Source organism: Deinococcus aetherius (genome assembly GCF_025997855.1).
Classification (GTDB): domain Bacteria; phylum Deinococcota; class Deinococci; order Deinococcales; family Deinococcaceae; genus Deinococcus; species Deinococcus aetherius.
This window is the reverse complement of record NZ_AP026563.1, coordinates 77,652-102,500: the sequence shown is the minus strand read 5'-3', so window position 1 is coordinate 102,500 and position 24,849 is coordinate 77,652. Positions and strand designations below refer to the sequence as shown.

At 70.6% G+C, this 24,849-nt stretch carries 29 protein-coding genes and 1 pseudogene (1 of these 30 cut by a window edge); 18 read left to right on the top strand and 12 right to left on the bottom strand.

The window, feature by feature from the left end:
- The 6 genes from DAETH_RS22825 to DAETH_RS22800 form a co-directional block, all read right to left on the bottom strand.
- Window positions 1–1,205, bottom strand: the 5' portion of a protein-coding gene (locus DAETH_RS22825) for a catalase (protein ID WP_264778828.1). 1,096 nt of this gene lie to the left of the window's left edge; only the first 1,205 of its 2,301 coding nucleotides appear in the window; its start codon is at window positions 1,203–1,205; its stop codon lies beyond the left edge, outside the window.
- Window positions 1,206–1,351: 146 nt separating this feature from the next.
- The gene (locus DAETH_RS22820) at window positions 1,352–1,759 is read right to left on the bottom strand and encodes a hypothetical protein (protein ID WP_264778827.1); all 408 of its coding nucleotides are present in this window, start codon (window positions 1,757–1,759) and stop codon (window positions 1,352–1,354) included.
- A 46-nt stretch (window positions 1,760–1,805) separates the two neighbouring features.
- Window positions 1,806–2,312, bottom strand: coding sequence for a hypothetical protein (locus DAETH_RS22815; protein ID WP_264778826.1), 507 nt, complete (start codon window positions 2,310–2,312; stop codon window positions 1,806–1,808).
- Window positions 2,313–2,624: 312 nt separating this feature from the next.
- On the bottom strand, window positions 2,625–3,122 hold the full coding sequence (locus tag DAETH_RS22810) for a VIT1/CCC1 transporter family protein (RefSeq protein ID WP_264778825.1): 498 nt from the start codon (window positions 3,120–3,122) through the stop codon (window positions 2,625–2,627).
- Window positions 3,123–3,184: 62 nt separating this feature from the next.
- Entirely contained in the window at window positions 3,185–4,492 is a 1,308-nt protein-coding gene (locus tag DAETH_RS22805) for a sensor histidine kinase (protein ID WP_264778824.1), read from the bottom strand.
- Window positions 4,489–5,148 carry a response regulator transcription factor gene (locus tag DAETH_RS22800; protein ID WP_264778823.1) on the bottom strand — a complete coding sequence of 220 codons (660 nt, stop codon included), beginning with the start codon at window positions 5,146–5,148 and terminating at the stop codon, window positions 4,489–4,491. The genes DAETH_RS22805 and DAETH_RS22800 overlap by 4 nt, the downstream gene beginning before the upstream one ends.
- Before the next feature lie 216 nt (window positions 5,149–5,364).
- On the opposite strand from DAETH_RS22800, the gene DAETH_RS22795 reads away from it, so the two are divergent.
- Window positions 5,365–6,078 (top strand): Dps family protein, encoded by a 714-nt coding sequence (locus DAETH_RS22795; RefSeq protein ID WP_264778822.1) that lies wholly within the window; start codon window positions 5,365–5,367, stop codon window positions 6,076–6,078.
- Between the two features lie 164 nt (window positions 6,079–6,242).
- Window positions 6,243–6,845, top strand: coding sequence for a hypothetical protein (locus DAETH_RS22790; RefSeq protein ID WP_264778821.1), 603 nt, complete (start codon window positions 6,243–6,245; stop codon window positions 6,843–6,845).
- Window positions 6,846–7,091: 246 nt separating this feature from the next.
- On the opposite strand, the gene DAETH_RS22785 is transcribed toward DAETH_RS22790, so the two are convergent.
- The 5 genes from DAETH_RS22785 to DAETH_RS22765 form a co-directional block, all read right to left on the bottom strand.
- On the bottom strand, window positions 7,092–7,202 hold the full coding sequence (locus DAETH_RS22785) for a Na+/H+ antiporter NhaA (RefSeq protein ID WP_264778820.1): 111 nt from the start codon (window positions 7,200–7,202) through the stop codon (window positions 7,092–7,094).
- 80 nt (window positions 7,203–7,282) lie between these two features.
- Complete coding sequence (locus tag DAETH_RS22780; RefSeq protein WP_264778819.1) at window positions 7,283–7,975, bottom strand: mechanosensitive ion channel domain-containing protein; 693 nt, start codon at window positions 7,973–7,975, stop codon at window positions 7,283–7,285.
- 83 nt (window positions 7,976–8,058) lie between these two features.
- Complete coding sequence (locus tag DAETH_RS22775; RefSeq protein WP_264778818.1) at window positions 8,059–9,084, bottom strand: hypothetical protein; 1,026 nt, start codon at window positions 9,082–9,084, stop codon at window positions 8,059–8,061.
- A gap of 28 nt (window positions 9,085–9,112) precedes the next feature.
- Window positions 9,113–10,258 carry a heparan-alpha-glucosaminide N-acetyltransferase domain-containing protein gene (locus tag DAETH_RS22770; protein ID WP_264778817.1) on the bottom strand — a complete coding sequence of 382 codons (1,146 nt, stop codon included), beginning with the start codon at window positions 10,256–10,258 and terminating at the stop codon, window positions 9,113–9,115.
- A gap of 268 nt (window positions 10,259–10,526) precedes the next feature.
- Window positions 10,527–11,621 carry an AI-2E family transporter gene (locus tag DAETH_RS22765; RefSeq protein ID WP_264778816.1) on the bottom strand — a complete coding sequence of 365 codons (1,095 nt, stop codon included), beginning with the start codon at window positions 11,619–11,621 and terminating at the stop codon, window positions 10,527–10,529.
- A gap of 937 nt (window positions 11,622–12,558) precedes the next feature.
- Here DAETH_RS22765 and DAETH_RS22760 point away from each other — a divergent pair.
- Genes DAETH_RS22760 through cydB form a run of 4 tightly spaced genes read left to right on the top strand, consistent with a single transcriptional unit; the run spans window position 12,559 to window position 18,246 of the window.
- Entirely contained in the window at window positions 12,559–14,199 is a 1,641-nt protein-coding gene (locus tag DAETH_RS22760) for an ABC transporter ATP-binding protein/permease (RefSeq protein WP_264778815.1), read from the top strand.
- The gene (locus DAETH_RS22755) at window positions 14,196–15,794 is read left to right on the top strand and encodes an amino acid ABC transporter ATP-binding/permease protein (RefSeq protein WP_264778814.1); all 1,599 of its coding nucleotides are present in this window, start codon (window positions 14,196–14,198) and stop codon (window positions 15,792–15,794) included. Before DAETH_RS22760 ends, DAETH_RS22755 begins: the two co-directional genes overlap by 4 nt.
- Window positions 15,791–17,206 carry a cytochrome ubiquinol oxidase subunit I gene (locus DAETH_RS22750; protein WP_264778813.1) on the top strand — a complete coding sequence of 472 codons (1,416 nt, stop codon included), beginning with the start codon at window positions 15,791–15,793 and terminating at the stop codon, window positions 17,204–17,206. The genes DAETH_RS22755 and DAETH_RS22750 overlap by 4 nt, the downstream gene beginning before the upstream one ends.
- The gene (cydB, locus tag DAETH_RS22745) at window positions 17,203–18,246 is read left to right on the top strand and encodes a cytochrome d ubiquinol oxidase subunit II (protein WP_264778812.1); all 1,044 of its coding nucleotides are present in this window, start codon (window positions 17,203–17,205) and stop codon (window positions 18,244–18,246) included. Before DAETH_RS22750 ends, cydB begins: the two co-directional genes overlap by 4 nt.
- Window positions 18,247–18,292: 46 nt before the next feature.
- On the opposite strand, the gene DAETH_RS22740 is transcribed toward cydB, so the two are convergent.
- Window positions 18,293–18,505 carry a hypothetical protein gene (locus DAETH_RS22740; protein ID WP_264778811.1) on the bottom strand — a complete coding sequence of 71 codons (213 nt, stop codon included), beginning with the start codon at window positions 18,503–18,505 and terminating at the stop codon, window positions 18,293–18,295.
- Between the two features lie 186 nt (window positions 18,506–18,691).
- Here DAETH_RS22740 and DAETH_RS22735 point away from each other — a divergent pair, with 186 nt between their 5' ends.
- The 12 genes and pseudogenes from DAETH_RS22735 to DAETH_RS22680 all read left to right on the top strand — a co-directional run bounded on the left by DAETH_RS22735 (window position 18,692) and on the right by DAETH_RS22680 (window position 24,848).
- Window positions 18,692–19,348 carry an ABC transporter ATP-binding protein gene (locus tag DAETH_RS22735; protein WP_264778810.1) on the top strand — a complete coding sequence of 219 codons (657 nt, stop codon included), beginning with the start codon at window positions 18,692–18,694 and terminating at the stop codon, window positions 19,346–19,348.
- Window positions 19,345–20,142, top strand: a complete 798-nt coding sequence (locus DAETH_RS22730; RefSeq protein WP_264778809.1) for an ABC transporter permease — start codon at window positions 19,345–19,347, stop codon at window positions 20,140–20,142. The genes DAETH_RS22735 and DAETH_RS22730 overlap by 4 nt, the downstream gene beginning before the upstream one ends.
- Window positions 20,139–21,402 (top strand): annotated as a pseudogene (gene arsB / locus DAETH_RS22725) (arsenical efflux pump membrane protein ArsB). The gene DAETH_RS22730 and the pseudogene arsB overlap by 4 nt, the downstream one beginning before the upstream one ends.
- 189 nt (window positions 21,403–21,591) lie before the next feature.
- Entirely contained in the window at window positions 21,592–21,807 is a 216-nt protein-coding gene (locus tag DAETH_RS22720; RefSeq protein WP_264778808.1) for a diacylglycerol kinase family protein, read from the top strand.
- A complete protein-coding gene (locus DAETH_RS22715) occupies window positions 21,800–22,144 on the top strand; it encodes a hypothetical protein (protein ID WP_264778807.1) in 345 nt (114 codons plus the stop codon). The genes DAETH_RS22720 and DAETH_RS22715 overlap by 8 nt, the downstream gene beginning before the upstream one ends.
- Window positions 22,093–22,371: a hypothetical protein gene (locus tag DAETH_RS22710; protein ID WP_264778806.1), complete on the top strand. Its 279-nt coding sequence runs from the start codon at window positions 22,093–22,095 to the stop codon at window positions 22,369–22,371. Before DAETH_RS22715 ends, DAETH_RS22710 begins: the two co-directional genes overlap by 52 nt.
- Window positions 22,368–22,808: a helix-turn-helix domain-containing protein gene (locus tag DAETH_RS22705; RefSeq protein WP_264778805.1), complete on the top strand. Its 441-nt coding sequence runs from the start codon at window positions 22,368–22,370 to the stop codon at window positions 22,806–22,808. The genes DAETH_RS22710 and DAETH_RS22705 overlap by 4 nt, the downstream gene beginning before the upstream one ends.
- Window positions 22,802–23,506, top strand: coding sequence for an IS630 family transposase (locus DAETH_RS22700; RefSeq protein ID WP_319993772.1), 705 nt, complete (start codon window positions 22,802–22,804; stop codon window positions 23,504–23,506). The genes DAETH_RS22705 and DAETH_RS22700 overlap by 7 nt, the downstream gene beginning before the upstream one ends.
- A gap of 67 nt (window positions 23,507–23,573) precedes the next feature.
- Window positions 23,574–23,978 (top strand): transposase, encoded by a 405-nt coding sequence (locus DAETH_RS22695; RefSeq protein ID WP_264778804.1) that lies wholly within the window; start codon window positions 23,574–23,576, stop codon window positions 23,976–23,978.
- Window positions 23,954–24,163, top strand: a complete 210-nt coding sequence (locus DAETH_RS22690) for a transposase (RefSeq protein ID WP_319993771.1) — start codon at window positions 23,954–23,956, stop codon at window positions 24,161–24,163. Before DAETH_RS22695 ends, DAETH_RS22690 begins: the two co-directional genes overlap by 25 nt.
- Window positions 24,164–24,175: 12 nt before the next feature.
- A complete protein-coding gene (locus DAETH_RS22685; protein ID WP_264778803.1) occupies window positions 24,176–24,457 on the top strand; it encodes a transposase in 282 nt (93 codons plus the stop codon).
- 127 nt (window positions 24,458–24,584) lie between these two features.
- The gene (locus DAETH_RS22680; RefSeq protein WP_264778802.1) at window positions 24,585–24,848 is read left to right on the top strand and encodes a hypothetical protein; all 264 of its coding nucleotides are present in this window, start codon (window positions 24,585–24,587) and stop codon (window positions 24,846–24,848) included.
- Window position 24,849 lies beyond the last annotated feature (1 nt).

Genomic DNA, 24,849 nt, shown 5'->3' with positions numbered 1-24,849 from the left:
TTCGCCACCCGCGCGACCGGGCGGTTGATGGGCAGCTCCGGCCAGTTCGGCGACCCCAAGCGGGAGAGCTGGGTGTCGAGGTAGCTGAAGTTGCGGCCCTGGAGGAGGGGATCGTCGCTGAAGTCGATCCCGGGCACCAGGTTGGTCGTCATGAAGCCCACCTGCTCGGTTTCCGCGAAGTAGTTGTCGGGGTTGCGGTCCAGGGTGAGTCGCCCGACCCGCTGCACGGGCACGAGGTCTTCCGGCACGATCTTGGTGGGGTCGAGCACGTCGAAGTCCCAGCCCTCGGCCTGCGCCTCGGTGAAGAGCTGCACGCCGAGGTCCCAGACGTAGGGATGACCGGCCTCAATGGATTCCCACATCGAGCGGCGGTGGAAGTCGGGGTCCTTGCCCGCGATCTTCTGCGCCTCGTCCCACACCAGCGAGTGCACGCCCAGGGTGGGCTTCCAGTGGAACTTGACGAAGGTCGCCTGCCCCCGCGCGTCCACGAGGCGGAAGGTGTGGACGCCGAAGCCCTCCATCATGGCAAAGGAGCGGGGAATGGCCCGGTCGCTGTGCACCCACATCAGCATGTGCATCGACTCGGGCGTCAGCGAGATGAAGTCGTAGAAGGTGTCGTGCGCCGACGCCGCCTGCGGAATCTCGTGGTGCGGCTCGGGCTTGACCGAGTGGATCAGGTCAGGGAACTTGATGGCGTCCTGGATGAAGAAGACGGGGATGTTGTTCCCCACGATGTCCCAGTTGCCCTCCTGGGTGTAGAAGCGCACCGCGAAGCCACGCACGTCGCGCGCCGTGTCCGCTGAGCCACGCGAGCCCGCCACGGTCGAGAAGCGCACGAACACAGGGGTCTGCGCCCCGACCTCGGTGAGGACCCGCGCCGTCGTGTACTGAGAAAGCGATTTCGTCAGCTCGAAATAGCCGTGGGCCCCCGCGCCACGAGCGTGGACCACCCGTTCCGGGATGCGCTCGTGGTCGAAGTGGTGGATCTTTTCGCGGAAGAGGAAGTCCTCCATCAGGGTCGGCCCGCGTGCCCCCGCCCGCAATGAGTTCTGGTCGTCGCTGATGGGGTGGCCCATGTTGTCGGTCAGCCGCGTGCCAGGCCCGGCCACGTTGGCGCTGAGGTCCTGGTCCTTCGTCTGGTCATCAAGCCGGGCCAGGGTGTCGTCGAGGGAAAGCGGGGTGGAGAGCTTACGGTTCTGAGACATGAGGAATCTGCCTTTCATAGGGGGCGGTGAGTGGACGCGGGGATCGAGACTCCGAAGTGGGGCGGTGCCCGGGAACGCCCGACCGCAGGACTGACGGATCGAAGGGGCACAACTTCAACCGGAGGAGACGGTCGTGCAGGACACGCTCAGGACCGGAGGTCGCGCTCACTCCGCCCGGCAACGGCCGCGGCCGTCGGGCGACGCAACCGCGAGAGAGCGAGCACGACAAAGGCGGCCTCCACGATCAACGCGAAGATGCCGCTAGGCTCAGACCAGTTGCCGGTGTCACCGGTCGCGCCGGGCAGGCCGGTGCTGCGGGTCAGGACGTACCCGGCGATAGCTCCCAGCGAGATCACGGCGCCCAGGACGTATCCGGCCCGGGCGAGTTCGGTGAACAGCCACGCCCCCGCCGCCGCGCACCCCGCGACGAGCAGGATGTACATCCAGCCCAGGTACGGCGTCTCCCCGAGCTTGCCCGGGATGTCCCGGTAGTGAACCCAGGCGATGGCGGCGAGCAGGATCAGGCCGAGCCAGTGGCGGGATGCTGGTGTCATGGGATTCCTCCTGAAGGGGTGAGGCGGGGCTCGCGGCGTTTTTGGCTTAGTCGCCGCTGTACGAGGGGACCGCTGTGGAAGGGTTTGTCTGGAAATCGGCCTCGCGCCGGTAGAGCGCGAGCAGCAGCAACAGGCCGAGCCCACTCATCGCCAGGGGCGCGCTGACGGGGGCCGGGCCGTTGAGCCAGCCCGGCCGCGGCGCCGGGAGACCCAGCACCCCGGATTCGCCCGGGCGCGCCTCCGGCGGGGTGCCCAGCGCGCCGGACCGGCCCTCGCGCCGCAGCTCAGGGTTCTTGCTGGTGTGCTCCACGGCCCCGTAAGCCCCGGTCAGGACAAGCAGCGCGGCGGCGGCGCGCACAGCCAGGCGGGTCCAGGCCCGCTCGGTGGAGAGGTAGAGGGCGCCGGCCAGGACGCCGACGAGGATCGCCGCGAACGGGATGAGCTGCGAGGGGCCGTACCAGTGCCCGACGGCGGCGAGTTCCGCCGCGAGGCCGAGCAGGCCCAGCAGGCCGAGGACGACGAGGGCGCGGCGCAGGGTGAGGATATGAGTCATGGATTCTCCTGGGGGAAAGCGGCCCGCTCCGGGTTCACGGCGCCTGTGCCGAACCGGGGAGGCGCCAGGAGGGCCGCGGCCCTCGCGCAGGGCTTCTGTGGGGGACCGCACCGCGGGTGGACGTCGGCCCGGCTTCCAGTGGGCGCGGGGAGCGTTGGACGGGCGTAAGGACTTGCCATTCCTCAAGGGGCCGTGAAGGTGCCTCCGGGCGTCCACAGGGGCGTGAATCCCGCGGACCACGTCCACGTTGTGCAGGGGGTGAGGGTCGGCGAGTGGAGTCATGGGAAAGGTCTGCCTGTTCCGCGTCCACGCTCAGGGGCGGGCGCCCAGGTTGCCCAGCCACACGCCGACGCCGAAGACGACCGCGCCGCCCACGATGACCTGGAAGATGGTCTGTCCCAGCGGGCTGCGCATGTAGTGGAACCGGATGTAGGCGATCACCAGCAGCTCGACCACCACCACCCCGTAGGCCAGCGCCAGGGCTGCGCGCAGGTCGGGCAGCAGGAAGGGCAGGGTGTGAAGCATCCCGCCCAGGATGGTGGCGAGCCCGGTGATGAGGCCGCGGCCCAGGGGGGAGCCGCGCCCGCTGACCTTGCCGTCGTCGGACAGCGCCTCGGCCAGCCCCATGCTGATCCCCGCTCCGACCGAGGCGGCCAGGCCCACGAAGAAGGCGTCGATGGGCCGCCCGGTCAGCCCAGCGGTGGCGAACAGCGGCGCGAGAGTCGAGACCGAGCCGTCCATCAGGCCGAGCAGGGCAGGCTGGATCTTCTGAAGCACGAACGTCTGGTCGTGCGGTGAGGCTTGCGTCATGCCGCTTATTAGGAATGGTTCTCGTTACACGAAGGTAAGAAAGACCGAGTAATGTGGGCGGTTTAGGCGGTTGGTGCCCGCGGGAACTCGATTGTCACAAGCAGGCCCCCGGCAGGCTGGTTCTCGAAGTGCAGGAGCGCGCCGTGGGCCTCGGCGACCCGCCGCACGATGGCGAGCCCCAGGCCGTTGCCTCCGCCCCGCGCGGCCTCCACCTGGTAGAAGGGCTCCGTCAACCGGGTGAGGACAGCCTCCGGCACGCCCGGCCCGGCGTCCTCCACGGCCAGGCACACCAGACCGCCCTGTTCGGCCACGCGCACCCGCATGGGGGCCCCGCGCCCGTGCCGCACCCCGTTGCCGATCAGGTTCTCCAGCAGGTGGGTGAGCAGGGCCTCGTCGCCGGGGACGGTGGTCTCGCCCCGGGTCTCGAAGTCCAGGGGCACGTCGGGGGCCGCCTCGCGGGCGCGGTCCACCGCCTCCCCCGCCACCCGGGCGAGGTCCACCGGGAGTCGGGCGACCTCCCGCACGCCCTGGGCGAGCAGCAGCAGGTGTTCGGTCAGGCGGCGCATCCGCTCCACATCCGAGAGCGCCTCGGTGATGTCCTCGCGCAGCTCCGCCGCCGAGCGGGGACCGGCGAGCGAGCCCTGGAGCCGGGTCTTGAGGGCCGCCAGCGGCGAGCGCAGGTCGTGGGCGGCCGCGCGGGTGAACTCCTCCTCCCGCTCGCGCACCTCGGCGAGCTGGGCGAACGACCCCTGAAGGGCCCCCGCCAGTCTTCCCAGCTCGTCGTTGCGGCCCACGCCGGGCAGGGGCGAGCGCAGGTCCCCCCCGAGGCCGACCCGGGCCGCCGCCGCTTGCAGCCGGTCCAGGGGCCGGAGCAGCCGCCCGGCCAGGACGAAGCTCAACAGGGCGACTAGGGCCGCCGCCGTCGGCACGGTCACCGCCAGCGCCCTCAAGTAGGCCCGCAGGGGATTGACCACGCCCAGCACGTCGCTGGCGAGTTGTGCCGTCGCCGCCCGTCCCCGCAGGGTAACCGTGGCAACGAGAACGTCGTGTCCGGCACGGGGCGCGTAGCCTGGCGGCAGATCGACCGGGATGGGCGGAAAGTTTTCTGTCACGGCCACCACCTGCCCGCCCTGTACCACCCGCACGTCCACGTTGCGCGGGAGGGTCGTAATCTCCAGCGGCGGCGCGGCTGGGGACTGGGGCCGGGCCGCCAGTTCCTGCTCCAGCCGGGGAATCAACATCTCCAGGCGCTCGTACTCGGCCAGTGCCAGGAAAGAGCGCAGGGCGAGGAACTGGACCGCTGCCACGACCAGGATCACCGCCGCGGTCTGGAGGGCTACACCCAGGGCCAGACGGGTGCGAATGGTCATAGGACCCGGTATCCCAGCCCGCGGGAACTCACCAGAACGTCTGGGCTCAGCTTGCGCCGCAGGTAGCTCACGTACACGTCCACCACCCGCGCCTCGCCTCCGAAATCCGGGCCCCAGACGCGACTGAGCAGTTCCTCTCGCGTGAACCATCTCTCCCGGGACAGCACCAGCACCTCCAGCAGGGCGTACTCACGTGCTGTGAAGCCGATGACCTCGCCGTGCCACCACACCTGGCGATGCCGGGCGTCGAGCAGGCCCGCGCCGCCGCCGAATCCCACTCTCGCGCTGCGCACCTCCTCGCCGCGACGCACGACCGCGCGCAGGGTGGCGAGCAGTTCGGGCAGCTCGAAGGGCTTGACGAGGTAAGCGTCCCCGCCCAGGTCCAGGCCGTCCACCCGGTCGTGCAGGGCGCCGCGGGCGGTCAGGAAGACGATGGGCACCTGGGCTCCCTCCGCCCGCAGGGTACGCGCCAGCTCGAAGCCGTCGAGTCCCGGCAGCATCACGTCCAGCAGCAGGGCGTCGTGGCCCCCCGAGCGGGCCCGGGCCAGGCCCCGCACCCCGTCGGGCTCGAGGTGCACCTCGTGCCCGGCGTCGGCCAGCGCCCGTGCCGTCGGGAGCGCGATGCGCGGATCGTCCTCGACCAGGAGCAGGCGCACGTTCAACGCCTCCCATTGCCGCCGGAGGGCGGAAGGAAGCTCACAGGCGGGGTCATGGGGACACCTTAAGAAGTGGAAATCAGATGGACGTAAGAACCTCCTGTGAGGGCGTCTTGAGAAGACGTTAGGAAGCGGGAGGTTCTTGCATCCGTCTAACGCCGGGTGCCTACGGTCGGGGAAGTTGCCGGTGCAGAAGCACCTCAGACAAGGAGACCCATGAACAACCTGTTGCTCGTGACCGCCCTCCTCCTCCCCTCGGCCCTCGCGGGTGGCGCGGGTGCCCAGAGCGCCGGGGCGGGCGTGCCCTACACCAACGTCAACGCCCCCGCCCCCAACACCGGGCAATCCACCGCCCAGAACACGGGCACGGCCTCGCCCCTGCCCTACAACCGCGCCTCCACCCTGCCTTCCGCCGGGACCGAGGACCTCAAGAAGAGCGTGCAGGCCCTGCAAAACACCCTCACCGAGCTTCAGGCCCTGCAACTCCAGACCAAGCAGGCGCACTGGAACGTGTCGGGGACCCTCTGGTACACCCTGCACGAACTGCTGCAAGAGCACTACGAGGGCCTCAGCAAATACGCCGACGACGTGGCCGAGCGTCAGCTCTCGGTGGGGGCGTCGAGCGACGGGCGGGCGATCACGATTGTCGCGGCCTCGCGCCTGCCGGAGATTCCGGGCGGTTTTCTCGACGACAGCCAGGTCATCCAGTTCTTCACCTACCAGTACGAGACGGTGGGGCAGCGGCTTTACCAGCGCATCAAGGACGTGGAAGATGCGGACCCCACGACCGCCAACCTGCTGCAAGAGGTCGAGCACGCCATCGAGAAAGACCAGTGGCAGATGCGCGCCTTCCTCCAGAACACGCCGCGCGACCCCAACACCGGCTTCGACCTCAACAACGGCCAGCCCGTTCCCCTGCGCGGGAAGTAGAGAAGACGGAGGCGGGACGGGGGGGCCCCGGCCCTCCCGTCGTTGTGTTCCAGGACGGATGGCGTGGAGGTCATCTCTACAGTGCCCCCCTGGGTTCTCCTCACCACCTCCACCGCCTCTTTCCTTTTTCGCACATCCTTAACAGTGCTCTCTTACCCCTGGGCATGGTTTTGAACCGCTGGGGTGATTTTGTCCGGCCACGCTTCCCCGAACTCGTCCTGACCCCCTGTGTTCTGGGCTTCGCCTTCCTGATCGCGGAGCTGGTGAGCTACCACCACTACCGCGAGGGCACCCAGATCATCGGCTTCAGCGCCTCGATCCTGGGCCTCGTCCTCAGCCTGCTGGCCTTTGCCCAGCAGCGGACCTTGCGCATGGTGGTGCTTGCCCTGCTGGCGCTGCTGACGTTAAGCGGCCTGTATGAGGCACTGGAGCATCGCGAGGCCCGGGCCGAGGACGCCGCCCGTTTCGCGCAGCGCCAGAGCGCCCAGAGTCCCACCGCTGCGAGCACCTCGGCCTCCGGTGCGGCCGTCAACTCCGATGACGGGGCCGAAGCTCCCGCTGTTGGCGCTCCCTCTGCGGGGGATGAGACCGGCGGGCTGCCCCCTGGCTTCAAGCCGGGCAGCCAGATTCCGGTGCTGGCCCCGCTGAGTCTCAGCGGCCTCGCCGGTCTGACCTTTCTGGCGCTGCTGGCCCGTCGCCGTCCCGACGAGGTGACGGCCCCCTCCGGCGTGGCGCCTTCCACCTTCGGTCAGCACGGGAGCGCATAGCCCTTCTCCTGCCCGGGCATACGGCGCGCCGCGTCCGGGGTTCCGGAGACCACTCCTGACAAGCTGGCTTCGGGTGCCTGAGCTGACCACACGCATCCCACGTCCCGCGTCATAGGGCCGTTTTTCCTTACCCTTCCAGCGCCCCCTCCTGCGGGGGGTTCACCCTCCTCACGGCCCGCACGGGCTCCTCCCGGGCACCGACCAGCAACCCCGTCGTCCCCAACACGGCGGCCAGGACGGAAGTTGTCAGAACCCTCCGTTTCGCTGGGTCAGCAGGGCCGCGTCAGCAAAGGCGAGGGTGGAGACGAGCAAGCTCATGGTGAAGCCGATCCCCGCGAGCAGGTCCGCCCCGACCATGTGCCGCCGGCTTACACAATGGGGCAGGGACGCCACCCCCGCCCGCGCCGCCAGTCAGGCACCTCCCACCACGCCCTGAGTCAGCCGTCGCACACGCTTAACGGACGTCTCCGGGCGCTTGGGGCTACTACGCGGAGCACCGCTCCAGCATCAGCCAGACTCACGCCCAGCGCCAACTTGACCGTGACGCCCTGTGACCCTCCGGGGTGGACGATCAGGGTGGCGTCGAGGAAGCGGGCGTTGGGGACCTTGATCACGCCCGCCGGGCCGGACAGCACCGTGTGCGTGAGGGTGAGGTCGCGGACCTCTCCGCCATACTCGATGCCGCCGAAGGCCCAGGAACGGACGGTGACCCGGTCGCCCACACGAAAGGCGCGGCTGGAGGTCAGCACCCTGCCCGACATGACGTTGGCCAGCAGGGACTGCGCGGCCAGGCCCAGCGCGACCGTCAGCACCGTGCCCCCGGCGATCAGCCCCGTCAGCCGGAACCCCCCGGCCCCCAGCGCGACCGGGGTCACGGCGACGAGCATCAGCAGATGGGCGAGCCGCAGGGCGGGCAACAGGTGCGGCGTGCCCACGCGCACCAGCGCCCGGCGGGTCAGCAGGGACACACCGCGGGCCAGCAGCAGCCCGCCGACGAACAGCAGCGCGGCCGAGAGGCGGCGGCTGGTCAGGTTCGGCTGCAACTCCTCGAGGATCGACGGGCTGAGCAGGAACAGCAGACCGGCGACGACGACGGGCCACCAGGGCTCACGGGCGGGGGCGGACGTCACGGCCCCCATCATGCCGGATCGGGGGGACCGGGCGGGACCCGGGGTGGGGCCAGTGGGATCCGGGCCCGGAGCACGCCGTCCGGTCAACGGGAAGCCGCCGAACGGGCCCAGACGAGGGCGTCCTGCACGCCACGCGGGGTGTGCCCCTGCGCGGCGTAGAGCTTCGCGGCGGCGAGGTACTGCGCGCGGGCGGCCCCGGGGCGGCCCTGCTTGCGGTACACGTGACCGAGCACGTACGCCGCCAGGGCGTTGTGCGGGTTCTCCCGCAACGCGGCCTGGAGCCACCGCTCGCTGCCTTGCAGCCCCGCCGGGGTGGCCCGCCCGACCCCGGTGCCCAGCAGGCCGCCGGGAGCCCGCTCGCCCCAGTAGTCGTCGAACTGCGAGCGCAGGTAGGCGAGGTCGAGGGCCGACACCCCGGAGAGCGCCACCGGCCCGCCGCCGTCGGCCCGCCGGTAGCCGGTGATCGTCTGTCCGGCCCCGTACCGGGGGACCAGGAAGCGGTACCCCCCGTCCGCCCAGGTCAGCAGCCCCTGGTGCTCCACGAAGGGCGTCGGGTCGCTCGCGTCGATCAGGAGGTCCCCGCGGCCGGACGGCAGGCGCAGCGTGGCCGTGACGTGCCCGAGGTTCGTCTCCTGGCCGCTGAGGTTGCGCCAGACCATGACTGAGCCGGCCTGGAGGCCCGCCTCCTGCAACAGCCCGGTGATCAGGACGCTCTGGAGCAGGCACTGCCTCTCGCCAGACCGCGCCGCGCCCGCGAACTCGAAGCCGCGCTCCAGGCTGAAGCGCGGCAGGGCGGCCTTCACGAAGCGGTGCGCCCAGGCGGCGGTGTCCCGGGCCAGCCGGTCGCGCTCCGCACCCACCGCCAGGAGGAGTTGGGCGCGCTGCCGCTTCAGTGCCCGGCCCAGGGAGGGTTCACCCAGGAGCAGCACGCCCTGGCGCCTGTAGGCGTCGGCGAGCCAGGTCGTGAACGAGCCGGAGAGCCCGGCCCGGCGGTAGGACTCTGCGCCGAGCGTCTGGAAGGCCTCGGAGGTCAGCGGGAGGCTGGCAGGGGCGGCCAGTGCGGCGGGGGTCAGGGCGAGCAACAGGGCGAGGGAACGGAGACGGGACATGTCGACCTCTAGGACAGGGGCGGGTGGCTCAGAGTTTCCAGATCAGCCTGCGCCGGGCCAGCCAGGCGAGGCCCAGCCACACGGCGAGGACGTACCCCAGGGTGTAGGTCCAGCCTCCCCAGAATCCGCCGAACTGCGAGCGGGCGAGGGTCAGCAGGGCGCCCTGCATGGGCTGTGGGGTTCCCGCCCAGGTGACCGTGAGGCCCTGCAAGACCCAGACCTTGACGAGGATGGGCAGCACATAGGCCGCGAGGGCGTTGCGCCCGGGAACGGTGAGGGGCGCGAGCAGCCGCGCGCCCCCCGGCAGGCGACCGGCGTCGCCAATCAGGAACATCGCCAGCAGCCCGAGGGTCCCGAGCCCCGCGGCGTACAGCAGGTAGGGCGGCGTCCATAACGCCTTGCTGAAGGGCAACGCACCGCTGGCGGCCCAGACGTACCCGGCGGCGCTCCAAGCCAGGCCCAGCCCCAGGAGCGTGACGGGGGCGCTTGTCCGCCTCGCTTGCAGGGGCCGCGCGGCGAGGCTGCCCAGCAGCACCAGGGCGGTCGCCGGCACGACGGACGGCAGCCCCCGCAGGCCCAGCGGCGTGAGCCAGGCATTCACGGCCTGCACGGGGTGGGCGGTCTCTCCCAGAACGCCCCGCCCGGCCGCGTGAGGCACCCAGAGCAGGAAGGCGGCGTAGAGCCCCAGCAGGGTGGCGGCGGCCAGGGCCTGCCAGCGGACCCGCCAGCCCTCCAGCAGCGCCGCCAGGAGGGTGGACAGGGCGATCAGTTGCAACACGTCCAGGCCCAGCATGAAGCGCTCCGTGGTCACGCTGGTCAGGAACGCCCCCACGAGGTAGAGCAGGGCCGCGCGGCCCGCCAGCCGCCGGACGCGCGTGAACCCGGTCAGATTCGCCCGGCGCATGGCCGCGCCGGCGAACGGCAGGGCGGCACCGGCGCAGAAGAGGAACCAGGGAAACACCAGGTCGGTCAGGGTCACCCCGCCGAACGGCGCGTGCTGGAGTTGCGCGGGCGTCTGGCCCCCCAGGGCGACGTTGTTGACGAGCAGCATCAGGAGGACGGTGAGACCCCGCCAGGCGTCGAGGGCCAGCAGCCGGGAGGAGCGCGCCGTGGCCGGGAGGTCCTGGGACGGCGTTGGACAGGCCGTCCGGGTGGCCCAGGACATCGGTCGCATGGGTCCAGTGTTCGACCTGACCGTTAAATCGGGGTATAGCCGCAGGGCAAGGGGTGGAACGGACCCTGACTCTCTGGGGACGCAGGAGGTGACGCCCGCCTGGAGAGAGACGACAGGCGGTCTGTGGGACAGGTCCTTCCGGTCGTCCTGCCCCAGTGCCGGGGCGGGGAACGCGTCCCGGCTGACGTCGCCTGCTTCCCCTGGACGGCGATGGTCCCCCGCCCGCGGCGAGCCCGCGACCCACCCACCGACCCTCCAGGCGCCGCCCTCAGGACCCTCCCTGGTACAGGCGGCTGGGGTAGTAGTACCTCGCCAGCAGCAGTTTCCCGAGGGCCGCGAGCGGGACGGCCACCAGCGCCCCCACCAGGCCCAGCAGATGCAGCCCCACCAGGATGCTCAGGGCGACGGTGACGGGGTGGAGGTTGGTGGACCGGCCGAGGATCAGGGGCGAGAGCAGGTGCCCTTCGAGCTGGTTGCCGAGCAGGAAGACCCCCACGACCAGCGCGAGCTTGAGCCACCCCAGCGGCAAGGCGAGGAGCAGCGCGGGGATGAGCGCGATGATCACGCCCAGGTACGGCACCAGGTTGAAGACCCCCGCCAGAAAGCCCAGCGCGAGCGCGGACGGCACGCCGATCAACGCGAGGCCCAGGGCGACCAGGGTCCCGATGGCGAGGGCGATCACCACCTGCCCGCGCACGTACCCGCCCACCGACTGCTCCACCCCGCGCGACAGGTCGAGCGCCAGCGGCTGCCACGGGCGCGGCAGCAGGCCCAGCAGGGTGTGGCCGATCTTCTCGTAATCGGCCATCATGTACACGCTTAGGATCAGGACGGCCACGGTCTCCGCCAGGGTGCTCGCCACCCCGAAGATTCGGCCGAGCAGCGGGCCGCCCGGGGCGAGCAGGCCTTGCAGGAACGGCAGCGCGTCCCGCGACAGCAGGGCCGTGCTTCTGGCGATCAGGGTGGTGAGCTGGGCGCGCAGGCCAGCGGTCCAGGGCAGGTTCGGGCGCGCGGCCAGCCAGCCGTCCACGAAGCGGCTGACCTCCTGGGCGACCGCCGGCAGGCGGCCCGCGAGGTCGATGAGCTGCGTCCCGACGGCCACCAGGAGCGAGGAGGCCAGCGCCGCGAGCGCGAGCGCGATCAGGAGCACCACGCCGACGCCCACGCCACGCCGCAGGTGACGGCGCTCCAGCCAGGTCAGCAGCGGGTGGGAGAGATAGGCGATCAGGTAGGCGGTCAGGCCCACCATGAGCACGGGCGCCAGGTCGCGGGCGAGCCAGAGCGCCAGGGCGATCAGGCCGAGAAACACGGGCGCGCGCACGTAGGGGTTGCGCCACACGAGCGCGAAAGCATTGCCGGACAAGGGTGCACCTCCTTCAGTGGGGCTGCGCTGACCTGGGTGGCCGGGGATCAGGTCACGCGGCGGGGAGAGCGAAAGCGGTTGCCCCGGACGTCGGGTCGACGCCCGGAGCGCCCGAGGCTTCCATCCACCCCTCCGCGAAGCGGACCGGAGACCCGCCTCCCACGGTGCTCCAAAGGCCAGCCGGTCACCGGTCAACCCGGGCAATCCCCGGGGCCGAAAGACACTCCACCTCTACACGCGGAATGTAAAGGCGCGGTAGGGCGAAGGGAGGCCCGGGCACAGGTCATGGCCTTCCGCACGTTCACCCGTCCTCGGAAAAACCCCGGCCCGCTATGGGCGGCCGTCTGGCCGGGTCCTTTTCCCGCGCGTGGAGCCACAGGTGGAACCTTGCCCGGGGGCAACACAGGCCGGGTCGAGCGAAGGTGCGTCCGCCGATTTCTATACGGGGGCTTTACCACCGGGGCCCATGCTCAGCCCATGACTGCCTCGACTGTCCGGCGTTCATCTCTCCGGACCAGCTCATCACGCCGATTACCTGTCGTCCCGCGGCGTCCAGGCACGGCGCGAGTGCCCGCTCTCCCGACCGATCCGGCGGCGCGGCCCGCCTGCCGTGCTGTGTCAGATGGCCTCATGCCCGCGCGTTCCAACCGTACTGAGTCTCTCCGGACCTCTGACCTCGTTCCACCGTCTCGGGTGGACCGGACGGGCCGGGATTCACCCGCCCCCGCAACCTGGTGGGCTGAACACGGCCTGCCCTGCCCCCCGGACCGGGAGGGTGAGTACCATGCCTGACCACGGGGGAGTCACCGCTCCCGATTTGGAACCGCTGGTCGGCCAGCGGAAGATGACGTTGGCGCAGCGTCCGTCCCGCTCACCGGAGGCGGCGGGGTCTACCCCTCCTCCAGCCAGGGAGGCCTCGTCCCGGCGCGGTGACGGGGTGACCGCGAGGCCCCGCCGCTCCCTGAACGTTCTGCTTGGGCCTGCCAGCCTTCGCCGCGAGCTGGCGGTGTCCGGCGTGCTGAGTGTGCTGGGGCTGCTCGCCACCGCCGCCGCGTTCGTGCTGACGGCCCGCGTGATCGCCGCCGGGCTCCTGCAGGGGCAGTCGCCCGGGGCGGGCACCGTCCTGACCGTCGCGGCGCTGCTGCTGGCGCGCGCTGGAGCGGGCACCGCCCGGGAACGCCTGGGGACCCGGCTCGCGGCCCGCCTGGTCGGGACCTGGCGCACGCGGCTGACTGAGGCCGCCCTGAGGCTCGGCCCGGTCGCGCTCGCGGACACGCGGGACGTGGACCTCGCCACGCTCGACCTGGGCCTCGGCGCGCGGCTGACGCCGTACTACGCGCGGTACCTGCCGGGCGCCGTACACGCGGCCCTCGCCTTCGTGGTGGTCCTGGGCGTCACCGCGTGGCTCGATCCCGCCACGGCAGGCGTGCTGCTCGTCACCGGGCCGCTCACGGTGGTGTTCCTGGCGCTGGTGGGGCTCGCCACCCGCAGCGCCACCGAGCGGCAGTGGCTCGCCCACACCCGCCTGGCCGCGCGGCTGCTGACCCTGGTCCGCCACCTGCCCACCCTGCACGCCTTCGGCGCGGTCGCGCCCTACCGCGCCGTCCTGGCCCGCTCGGCCCGCCAGCACCGCGAGGCCACCCTGGGGGTGCTGCGGGTCGCGTTCCTGAGCGGTTTCGTGATGGACTTCGCCGCGACCCTCGCCACCGCCCTGGTGGCCGTGTGGATCGGCGTACGGCTGTTCGGCGGGAGTGCCGAGCTCGCCCCGACCCTCGCGGCCCTGATGCTCGTCCCGGAGTTCTTCAGCCCGCTGCGTCAACTCGGTACGGACCGGCATGCCGTGCTGGAGGCCGAGCCCGTCGCCGCCCGGTTGCAGGACCTGCTCACCCGGCCGGTGGCGCCCTCCGGGGAAGGGGCGGTTCCGGTTGGCGTCCCCCACCTGAGCCTGACTGGGGCGTACGCGGACTTGCCCACGCCCACCGCGCCGGTGAGCGTGGAACTCCCGCCGGGCACCCTCGCCGCGCTGCGCGGTCCTAGCGGCAGCGGCAAGACCACCCTGCTGCACGCCCTGCGTAAGCACGTCCCGCACCTGGGTAGCATCCGGGTGGATGGCACGCCGCTCGACGACCTCGGGGCTCCCGCCTGGCAGGCCCGCGTGGCGTTCGTGCCGCAACACCCGCGCCTGATCGCGGGCAGCGCGCGGGAGAACCTGCGCCTCGCCGCCCCCGACGCCGGTGATACCGAACTGGAGCGAGTCTCAGAGGCGGTGGGCTTGGGCGACGTGCTGCGCGCCCTGCCCTCCGGATTTGACACGCCGCTCGGCGAGGGCGGCGCGTTGCTCTCGGGCGGCGAGACCGCGCGCCTCGCCCTGGCCCGCGTCCTGCTCTCCGGCGCGGATGTGATCCTGCTCGACGAGGTGAGCGCGCACCTCGACCCGCAGAGCGAGGCGGCGCTGTACGCGGTGATCGGACACGCCTTCGCGGGGCGGACGGTGCTGCTCGCCACCCACCGCGCGGTTCCGCCCGGCTGGCGGGAGATCACCCCGGGCGCGCCCGCGTCCCCGGCGGTGGCCACGTGAGGGGCGCGCTGGCGCTCGGGGTGCTGACCGCCCTGGCCGGGGTCGGGCTGGCGGCCAGTTCGGGCCTGCTGATCTCCCGGGCTGCCCTGCGTCCCGAGGTGTTCCTGAGCCTGCTCCTGCTCGTGACCACCGTGCGCGCCCTGGGACTGGGCCGCGCCGCCCTGCGCTACGCCGAACGCCTGGCCGGGCACGCGGCGGCCCTGGAGGGGGGAGAGCGGGTGCGGCTGCGCCTGTTCGACACGCTGGCCCGCTTCGGGCGCGACCTGCTGGCCTACGAACGCAGCGGCGACCTGCTCGCCCGCTCGGGTGCCGACATCGACGCCCGGCAGTTCTTCACCCTGCGGGTCAGCCTGCCCCTGGGGGCCTTCGTGGGCGTGCTGATCGCCCTGGGCGGCTGGCTCGCGTGGCTGGACCCGGGCCTGGCACTGCTCGCGCTGCTCCCCCTCCTGGGGGCGGCCCTGGTGGTGCTGCGTGGGGGGGGACGCGCTGCGCGGCTGGCCCGGGAGGACGCCCACCTGTCACGTGATCACGCGGCCCGGCTGCTCGACGCCCTCTCGGCCAGCGGGGACGGCGGCGGGAGCCACCACGGCCCCGAACTCACGCGCCTCACCGCCCAGCTCGAACACGTCGCGCTGGAGACCGGGCGCCTGGCGTGGCGGATCACCCTGGCCCGCGAGCTGGGGTTCGCGGTCGCGTTGAGCGGCGTCCTGTGGCGGGGTGCGGCGCTCGTGCAGGCGGGCCACCTGGGCGGCGCGCTGCTGGCGGCGGTGGTGTTGGGGGTCGCGGCGGCCTTCGACGCCGCGGGACCCCTGGCGGCCGTGCCGCTGGCCCACGCCGCCGACGTGGCTGCCAGGGAGCGCACGGCCGCGCTGGAGGCGCTGACGCCGGGGGTGGTCGATCCATCCGTGCCGCGGGCCGTCCCGCCCGGACCTTTCGCGCTCGAACTCCGGGACGTCATCGTCCGGCGGCACGGGCGAGCCGTGCTGAGTGACGTGTCGCTGCGCCTGCGCGCCGGGGAAAGCCTGGGCATCTCGGGGCCGAGCGGCGGCGGCAAGACCACCCTGATCCGGCTCCTGACCCGCGACCTCGACCCGGACGCGGGTCAGGTCACCCTGAACGGAGCGGACCTGCGCGACCTTGACCTCGCCACGCTGCGCGCCCGGATCAGCCTGCACGAGCAGGACGCGCCGCTCCTCGACGGCACCCTGCGCGAGAACCTGCGGCTCGGCGACCACCACGCCCCTGACCCCCGACTGCGCGCCCTGCTGGACGACCTCGGGCTTCCTCACCTGGACCTCGACACCTGGGTGGGTGAGGGGGGCACCCGGCTCTCGGGCGGCGAGCGGGCGCGGGTGAGCCTCGCCCGCGCCCTGCTGGGGCCGGGCGACCTGCTGCTGCTCGACGAGCCCACCGCCCACTTGGACGCCGCCACCGAGGCGCGTGTGCTGCGGGTCATCGGGCGCGAGCGCGCCGGGCGGGCCCTCTTGATCGTCACCCACCGGGCCGCGCCCCTCGCCTTGACCGGGCGTCACCTCACGCTGCGCAGCGGACACCTGCACGAAGGAGCGTCCGTTCCCGAAAGGACCGCCGTATGAACGAGCTGTTCGGCTTCTCCACGCTGGACCTCTCGCGATTTCAGTTCGCGACGACGAGCATCTTCCACTACTTCTTCGTGCCCTTCACCGTCGGCTTCGCGCTGATCATCGCCATCCTTCAAACGCTGGCCTACCGCAGCCACGATCCCAAACTGGAAAACCTCACCCGCTTCTTCGGGCACCTGTTCTTCATCAATTTCGCGGTGGGGGTGGTGACGGGCATCGTGCAGGAGTTCCAGTTCGGCATGAACTGGCAGGGTTTTTCCAACTTCGTGGGCAATATCTTCGGCGTGCCGCTCGCGCTGGAGGTGCTGATGGCCTTTTTCCTGGAGAGCACCTTCCTGGGCCTGTGGTGGTTCGGCAAGGACCGCCTGCCCGCCTGGGCGTCCCTCGCCAGCATCTGGATCGTCGCGCTCGGCACCACCGTCAGCGCCTTCTGGATCATCCTTGCCAACGCCTGGATGCAGCACCCGGTCGGGTACGCCATCAAAAATGGCCGCGCGGTGATGACCGACGCCTGGGCCATCGTGACCAACCCCAAGGCCCTGGAGTGGTTCGCCCACCTGTGGTCGGGCGGCCTCACCGTCGCCGCATTCTTTGTGCTGGCCGTCAGCGCCTACCACCTGCGCCGAAGACACAACGTGCCCACCTTCCGGGTGAGCTTCCAGGTCGCGCTGCTCACGGCGCTGATCGGCTCACTGGGCGTGATTGCCGCCGGGCACGTCCAGGGCCAGAGCGCGGTGCGCGACCAGCCCATGAAGTACGCGGCCTTCAGCGCCCTGTGGGACACGCCGACCGGTGCCCAGATGCCCGAGAGCCTCGTGGCGCTGCCCAGCAACGGCGCGCACACCAACCGCTTCGAGGTCACGGTCCCGTACGTCGGCTCGTTCCTGGCCTTCAACAATTTTTCCGGCAAGGCGAAAGGGCTCAACGACCTGCAAAAGGAGTACGTGGCGAAGTACGGGCCGGGCAACTACCTCCCCTGGGTGTGGCCGGTGTACTGGGCCTTCCGCGTGATGGTGGGCCTGGGTGGCCTGATGCTGCTCGTCAGCGCCTACTACACCTGGCGCTGGCGGCGGGGCCAACTTGACGACCCGGGCCGACTCTACCCACTGCTGCTGGTGATGCCGCTGGCGCCGCACCTGGCGAACTTCAGCGGCTGGGTCGCCACCGAGATGGGCCGCCAGCCCTGGATCGTGCAGGGCCTGCTGCGGACGGCCGACGCGGTGAGCGGTCTGACCCCGCGCACGGTGCTCGTCTCGCTCGCGGCCTTCTGGGTCGTGTACCTGACATTGATCGGCCTGGACGTCTTCCTGCTTACCCGGACGGCCCGCGCCGGGATGCACGAGCCCGAGGTGGAGACGCCCTCGGTGCCCGCCCCGAACTACCTGCCCGAAGGAGCCGCGCCGTGACCGCCGACCTGCCCACCGTCTGGTTCGGGCTGACCGCCCTGACCTTCACGATCTATTTCTTCCTGGACGGCTTCGACTTCGGGGTCGGCATCCTGCAACCCTTCCTCGCGCGGAACGAGGCACAGCGCCGCGCCCTGATCGGCACGGTCGGCCCCTTCTGGGCGGCGAACGAGGTCTGGGTGATCCTGGCCGCCAGCGTGATCTTCGCGGCGTTCCCACTGTGGTACGGGGCGCTGCTGACGGCCCTCTACCCGCTGTTCGCCCTGATCCTGCTGGCGTTGATCGGGCGGGGCGTGGCCTTCGAGTACCGCTCGGAGGTCGATCACGTCCGCTGGCGGCTGTTCTGGGACGTCACCTCGTTCGTCACCAACCTGCTGCCCGCCTTCTTATGGGGCGTGATCATGTCCAACATGGTGCGCGGGTTGCCGCTCGGTGTCGGCGGCCGCTTCCAGGGCCACGTGCTGGGCGCCTTCGACCTCTTCACGGTCCTGGGCGGGCTGGCCACCCTGAGTCTGTTCGTGCTGCACGGCGCGACGTACCTGCTGCTGCGGCTGCACCGGGACGGCACGCTGTACCTCCGGGCCAGGCGCGCGGCCCTGCTGTGGGGCGCGGCTGCAACCGTACTGGTCCTCGCCTTCGTGTACGTGGGCTTCGTGCGCTCCGGCGTATTCAATTCGCTGGGGTTGTCCCAGTGGCTCTTCCCGGCGGCGGCCGCCCTCAACCTCGGCCTGGTGTGGCTGGCCCTGACCCTCAGGCGCGACGGGCTCGCCTTCGCGGCCACCGGGCTGACCGTCGTGTTCTCGACGGCGACCATCTTCCTGAGCCTGTATCCGAGCGTGCTGCCGAGTACCCTGGGCGAGGCGTACACCCTGACGGTCCGGAACAGCGCGAGTGAGCCCTACACGCTGCGCCTGCTCTCCTGGGTGAGCCTCACCTTTCTGCCCCTGATCGTGGGGTACCAGGCCTGGAACTACTACGTGTTCCGGCAGCGCGTCCAGGAGCGCGATCAGGCCATTCCCGGCGGCGGTTCGGGGGACTGACGGCGGAGGACCCTGCGCCCATGAAGGAGTTGGGGGGCTCTTCGACTCAGGAAGACGGTGGCGCGTCCGTCCTGGGCACGGCGGTCGAGCGCTCGAAGAGGCCGCAGACCCCGCTGCGGTCCCCCTCGTGGTATTCCAGGAGGGCGACGGGGGCGGTGGTGCCGGGCCTGAGGCCCTCGGCCTCGAGTTGGGCGGCGGTCGCCAGACCTGTGGGGCACGTGTTGACGTACCGGGGAATGCGGGGTGAGGGCTTGGCCATGAGGTTCCGGCCCCCATCCTGGCAGAGGTCAAGGTGAGCTGCGAGAGATTGGAGGCGTACCGATGCGAAGGTGGACGACCTCCGGGGCGAGGTGCGGTGGTTGACTGTCGCGGCCAGCCTGCGGCCGGAGGCGTCCCGGGCCGGTCGCTCCCCCGGCCCGGCGTTCCGGTCGGCCTGGGGCCGCTGATGGCCCTGCTGTCGGCGTCGGGCCTGCGGCGCACGGTGGAGGGCCGGACGCTCTGGCAGGACCTGGGCCTGACCGTCCGCGCCGGGGAGAGCGTGGCCGTCACCGGGCCGTCCGGATCGGGCAAGAGCCTGCTGCTGCGGGCCCTGGCCGGGCTGGACCCCCTGGAGGGCGGCGAGGTGATGTATGGGGGCCTGCCGCAGTCCACGTGGCCGATGCCTCAGTACCGCGCCCAGGTCACCTACCTGCCCCAGCGCCCCGCCCTGGACGGCGGCACGGTCCTCGACCACCTGCGGCGGCCCTTCTCCCTGGCGGCGCACCGCCACCGCACCTTCGATGTCGCCGCGGCAGAGGCGCTGCTCGCGGCCCTCGGGCGAGAGGGGGCCTTCCTGCGGCTGGATACGTCGACTCTCTCGGGCGGTGAGGGGCAGCTCGTGGCGCTCACCCGGGCGCTGCTGCTGGACCCCGCCGTGCTGCTGCTCGACGAGGCCACCGCGTCCCTTGACCCGGAGGCCACCCGGCGGGCGGAAAGGCTGCTGCTTGGGTGGCTTGGCTCAGCACCTCGCCGCGCCCTGGTGTGGGTCAGCCACGACCCGGCGCAGCGGGCCCGGGTCGCTCCCCGCGAGGTGACCCTCCAGCCTCAGGCGGGGACGCCGTGAGCGTGCCGATCAGTGCCGGTCAGCTGGCCCTGGCCGCCGCGCTGCTGCTGATCAACGTCGTGCTGTCGGCGCGGCTGCGCCTGGGGCTGGAGCGGGACGTGCTGGTGGCGGGCGCGCGCATGGTCGCGCAACTCCTCGCGGTGGGGCTGATCCTGGGCTGGGTGTTCGCCCTGCGCTCCCCGCTGCCGGTGCTCGGAATTGGCCTGGTCATGACGGTCCTGGCCGGGCAGGCGGCGGTGGGGCGCAGCCGCGAGCGCTACGCGCGGGTGTATCTGGACGCCTTTCTGGCCGTGTTCGGCAGCTCCTTTCTGCTGACGGGGCTGGCCCTTTCGGGCCTCCTGCGCGTCCACCCCTGGTTCGAGCCGCAGTACGCCGTGCCCATCCTGGGGATGGTCCTGGGCAACACCCTGACCGGCGTGTCGCTGTCGCTCGACCGCTTCACCTCGGACGTGGTGGGGCGCCGCGCCCAGATCGAGGGCCTGCTCGCGCTGGGGGCGACCCGTTGGGAGGCGGCACACGCCGAGGTCGCCGCCGCCGTGCGGACCGGCATGATTCCCACCCTCAACAGCATGGCGGTGCTGGGGATCGTGAGCCTGCCGGGCATGATGACCGGGCAAATTCTGGCGGGCGCCTCCCCGAACACGGCGGTGCGCTACCAGATCGTGATCATGTTCGTGCTGGCCGCCAGCAGCGCGCTGGGCAGCCTGACGGTGACCCTGCTGGCCTTTCGGGCGCTGTTTGACCCCCGAGACCGCCTGAGGGTCGAGCGGCTCCACGCCCGGAGGAGGCAGTGAGCGCCCTGCTGGTCTTTCTCGGTACGGTCGCCCTGGTGGTGTGGCAGCCCCGCGGCCTGAAACCCGCCTGGGCCGCGCTCGGCGGCGCCGTCCTTGCCCTGCTGCTGGGCGTGGTCCGGCCCGCGGACATCCCGGTGGTGTGGCACGCTACCTGGAACGCGACGCTCACCCTGGTCGGGTTGATCGTGATGAGCCTGCTGCTCGACGGGGCGGGCTTCTTCCGCTGGGCGGCACTGCACCTCGCCCGCTGGGGCCGGGGGCGCGGTGTGGCCCTTTTCGTGCTGCTGATCGTGTTCACTGCCCTGGTTTCCGCCCTGTTCGCCCAGGGCGGCGCCGTGCTCATCCTCACGCCGGTCGCGCTGGAACTCGCGGGGGTGCTCGTGCTGTCCCGGGCGGCCACGCTCGCGTTCGCCTTCGCGGTGGGTTTTGCGGTGGACGCCACCAGCCTGCCCCTGCCGGTCTCGAACCTCGTCAATATCGTTGTGGCCGACGCCTTTCACTTGGACTTCGCGCAGTACGCCCGGTGGATGTGGCGGCGCTGCTCGCCTGCCTGGTGGTTCTGCTCGTCCTGTACCGCCGCGTTTTGCCAGCAAGGTACGATCCGGCGCCCCTACCGTCCCCAGGAAGCGCGCTGCGGTCGCGTGGCCTGTTCCTCGCCGGGTGGACCGTGCTGCCCCTCCTGCTGGTGGGATATTTTCTCGCGGACCCGCTGGGCGTGCCGCTCGGCGGGATCACCACCCTGGGGCAGTGGCCCTCTGGCTCGTGGCGGCCCGCTCGCGCCAAGTGTCGAGCCGCGCCGTGCTTGGGCACGCCCCCTGGGATGTGGTGGTGTTCGCGCTCTCGATGTACCTGGTCGTATACGGGCTGCGCGGCGCCGGATTCACCGCCGGGTACGGGGCGTTGGTGGCGGACGCGGCGCGGCATGGAACGCTGTCGGGCGTGCTGGCGGCGGGAGGCAGTGTGGCCGCCCTGAGTGCCTTCATGAACAACCTCCCGGCGGTGCTGTTCGCCCTGCTCGGGGTGCAGGGCGCCACGCTGTCGCCGCACGTGCGTCAGGGCCTGGCCTACGCGCTGATCGTGGGCGCGGACATCGGGCTCAAGCTCACGCCCATCGGCACTCTCGCCACGGTGCTGTGGTTATACCTGCTGGGGCGGCGCGGGGTGAAGGTGAGTTGGGGGGAGTACTTCCGGGCAGGGCTCATCCTGACCCCACCCGTCCTGCTCGCCGCGCTGCTGGCTCTGGCGGTGATCTTGAGATGAGGCTGGGGGGCGGCCATGGGCGCCGGGGTCGCATGAACAGCGACCCGGTGGTCCTGCAATGACGTTCGGCGGGGACCCGGAGCCGCAGCCTGTCGCGCTGCTGGTGAACCTGCGCGCGCGGCGGGGCCGGGGCGAGCTGGACCGCGCCGTGACGCTGCTGGGGGACGCGGGCGTGTCCGTCCCTGTCCGGTGGAGGACCCCACCCGGGCGGAGGCGCTGCTGCGCACGGAGGTCGCCCGGGGCGCACCTCTGGTGGTCGGCGGCGGTGGGGACGGCACGCTGTCGCACGCGGCGGGGCGGCTCGCGGGCACGAACACGGCGCTGGGCGTGCTGCCCCGGGCACCGGCAACACCTTTGCGCGCAGCGTCGGGGTGCCCCTCGACCTCGCGGGGGCGGCGTGCGTGATCGCCGCCGGGGTGCGGGCGTGGGTGGACGTGGGCGGGTGGGCGAGCGGGTGGTTCTCAACAGCGTGGCGCTGGGCCTGTCGGCCGAGATCGCGCGCACCCTGACCCCGGACCTCAAGCGCCGCCTGGGGCTGCTCGCCTGGCCGGTGGCGGATGCGAAGGTGTTGTGGCGGCACCGGGCGCTCGACCTCGACGTGACCAGAGAGACCGGGCAACTGCGGTTAAGAGCCCGCCAACTGCTGGTGGCGAACGGGCGGTACGTCGCAGGGCCGCTGCGGGGGCGTCGGTGGCCGACCGGCAACTCGACGTGCTGGCCTTCGGGGACGGGCGGCTCGTGAGCCCGCTGCGGGTGAGCCTGGGCTGGGCAGCAGGAGGACGGGCGCGGCACTTCACGGCGTGGCAGGTGACGGTCAAGCGCCGTGGTGGACCGGCCTGGGCCAGTGTGGACGGTGAGGTGCTGCGGGCGGCCGAGGTGACCCTAACTGGGGTCGCACTAATGGGCCGTCAGGAAAGGTGTGTCAGGGACTACCCCCATGTGCTGGGGTCAGCCTACGGTGGGGCATGAAGTACCTGGTGCAGTTGAAGGACGAGGAACGGACGCAGCTCCGGGCGTTGCTCAAGGTGGGCAGCGCGCCTACCCGCAAGCTCACCCATGCCCGCATCCTCCTCAAAGCGGATCAGAAGGGCCCTGGGCTGCACGATCAACTCATTGCCCAAGCCTTGGAAGTCAACCCTCGAACGGTCCTGCGTGTGCGGCAACGCTACGTGCTGGACGGGCTCGAAGCCGCACTCGATCATCTGCGGCCACAACGCTTCAAGCCGAAAAAGCTCGACGAGCGCACCGAAGCGCATCTGATCGCGCTGGCCTGCAGTGCAGTGCCCGAGTCTCTCGGGCACAAGACCTGGACGCTGCGCCTCCTCGCTGACCAAATGGTCGAACTCGGTCACGTGGACGCCATCTCGCATGAAACCGTGCGGGTCTATCTCAAAAAAACATCCTGAAGCCGCACCTGCACGAACAATGGGTCATCCCACCCGAGCACAACGGCGCCTTCGTCGCCGCGATGGAAGACGTCCTGGACCTGTACGCCCGGGAGTACGACCCCTCACGACCGGTGGTGTGTTTCGATGAACGCCCCTGCCACCTCATCTCCGATGTCAACGACCGTCTCCCGACCGAGCCAGCACGGCTGGCTCGCTACGACTACCTCTACACCCGGCACGGCACCATCAACTTGTTCGGTGTGGTCGAGCCCAAGACAGGCCGGGTGGACTTCGAGGTCACCGAACGGCACACCAAACTCGACTTCGCCTTCGCTATGAAGCGCCTCGTTGACGAGCTTTACCCTCAAGCCGAGCGTGTCCTGGTCGTTCTCGACAACCTCGCCACGCATAGCAAAGGGGCGCTGTACGAGGCCTTCGAGCCCACAGAAGCGCATCGTGTGGCAAGGAAGTTGGAGTTCCACTTCACACCGAAGCACGGCAGTTGGCTCAACGCGATTGAACTTGAGTTTGCGGCGTTGACCCGTCAGGCCCTCGATCACCGGATCGGGACGAGCGAAGAGTTGGAGCGCGTGGTTGGGGTGTACGGAAAGTTGCGCAACGAGCGGGGCCGACCCATCGACTGGGCCTTCACCTCGGAGACGGCACGAGCAAAGCTCAGCCGTCTCTACCCCAAAAAACCGACAGACCAAACTTGACGGCCCACTAAAGACTGTCTGGAAAGCGTGCAGGAGGGGGTCGTCCCGGGAATGTTACCATTTTTGCGTGACTCGGCGCCGGACCTCTTCAACCGACACCAGCGATGCAGAGTGGGCCATCCTCAGTCCCCTCATCCCGGCGCCCCGACCCGGTGGACGACCGGCCCGTATCGCTCGTCGGGACATCGTCGACGCCATCTTCTACGTCAAACGCGGTGGGGTGTCCTGGCGCCTGTTGCCTGCTGATTTTCCCTATTGGAAGACGGTGTACGACGACTTCCGGCAGTGGAAGCAGAGCGGGCTGTGGGAGCGCATCAACAATGCGCTCCGGGCACAAACGCGTGAGGTTCTCGGACGAAACGCGGTGCCTACCGCTGGAATTGTCGATTCGAGGAGCGTGAAGACCTCTCAAAAAGGGGGCCCCGTGGTGACGACGGCGGCAAGAAGATCAACGGACGAAAACACCACCTGATCGTCGATCCCCAGGGCCTGCTGCTCGCGGTGCAGGTCCTGCCCGCGAACATCACGGATCGGGAGGGCAGCCAGCAACTCCTGAAGGAGTTGCGACACAAACAGCCGCAGATGAAGCTCCATCTCTTCGCCGACGGCGGGTACAAGGGAAAGTGGGAGGCATGGGTCAAGACCACACTCGGGTAGAGCGTCGAGATCGTGCAACGCCCGGATGCCAATATCCGTGGATATTGGCTCCCAGAGGGTCAAGAGCTGACTGAGGCCCAGATCAAGACCTTCCGGGGGCATCGGGAATTCATCGTCATCAAGAAGCGTTGGATTGTGGAACGCAGCTTCGCCTGGCTGTCCTTCGACCGCCGACTGAACCGTGAATATGACCTGCTGCCCGAGACCACCGAAGCCTTCATCTTATTGTCGTTCATTCGTCGTATGCTTCGCCGACTCGCCGCTTTTGCCCAGCAACACGCGGTTTCTGCTTGATCCCACACGTTCCAGACAGTCTCTTAGTGTGGCCCCTAACTGTGGCGCCAGAGGTCCTCGTGGTGCTGGTCCCGGGCGATTTCGACGCGCGCCGGGTGGGAGCCCGCGCTGGAGAGGAGGGGCGAGCATGGGTGGACCGGACGAGATGGACGAGTCGTGGCCGGAAGGCGCGGTGACGGTGCGGTGTGGGGGCACAAAGTTCAGGGTGGAGTACCTGAGGCTAGACCGCAGGACGGCGGTGGTGTCTCTGGTCTTTGACGAGTGGTCTCCCGCCCTGGGGGATAGCGTGCGGCTGCTGGACGGGACCGCGAAGCGGTGGGCCACGGTGTGCAGCGTGTGGGTGTCACCCCGGGCACAGCGGGTGGAGTTGCATCTGGATTTCACGAGGTAGG

Coding starts and splice junctions, on each gene's coding strand:
- DAETH_RS22820 (WP_264778827.1), bottom strand. CDS start 1,759: ATGACACCAGCATCCCGCCACTGGCTCGGCCTGATCCTGCTCGCCGCC.
- DAETH_RS22815 (WP_264778826.1), bottom strand. CDS start 2,312: ATGACTCATATCCTCACCCTGCGCCGCGCCCTCGTCGTCCTCGGCCTG.
- DAETH_RS22810 (WP_264778825.1), bottom strand. CDS start 3,122: ATGACGCAAGCCTCACCGCACGACCAGACGTTCGTGCTTCAGAAGATC.
- DAETH_RS22805 (WP_264778824.1), bottom strand. CDS start 4,492: ATGACCATTCGCACCCGTCTGGCCCTGGGTGTAGCCCTCCAGACCGCG.
- DAETH_RS22795 (WP_264778822.1), top strand. CDS start 5,365: ATGAACAACCTGTTGCTCGTGACCGCCCTCCTCCTCCCCTCGGCCCTC.
- DAETH_RS22790 (WP_264778821.1), top strand. CDS start 6,243: ATGGTTTTGAACCGCTGGGGTGATTTTGTCCGGCCACGCTTCCCCGAA.
- DAETH_RS22785 (WP_264778820.1), bottom strand. CDS start 7,202: ATGGTCGGGGCGGACCTGCTCGCGGGGATCGGCTTCACCATGAGCTTG.
- DAETH_RS22775 (WP_264778818.1), bottom strand. CDS start 9,084: ATGTCCCGTCTCCGTTCCCTCGCCCTGTTGCTCGCCCTGACCCCCGCC.
- DAETH_RS22770 (WP_264778817.1), bottom strand. CDS start 10,258: ATGCGACCGATGTCCTGGGCCACCCGGACGGCCTGTCCAACGCCGTCC.
- DAETH_RS22750 (WP_264778813.1), top strand. CDS start 15,791: ATGAACGAGCTGTTCGGCTTCTCCACGCTGGACCTCTCGCGATTTCAG.
- DAETH_RS22740 (WP_264778811.1), bottom strand. CDS start 18,505: ATGGCCAAGCCCTCACCCCGCATTCCCCGGTACGTCAACACGTGCCCC.
- DAETH_RS22735 (WP_264778810.1), top strand. CDS start 18,692: ATGGCCCTGCTGTCGGCGTCGGGCCTGCGGCGCACGGTGGAGGGCCGG.
- DAETH_RS22705 (WP_264778805.1), top strand. CDS start 22,368: ATGAAGTACCTGGTGCAGTTGAAGGACGAGGAACGGACGCAGCTCCGG.
- DAETH_RS22680 (WP_264778802.1), top strand. CDS start 24,585: ATGGGTGGACCGGACGAGATGGACGAGTCGTGGCCGGAAGGCGCGGTG.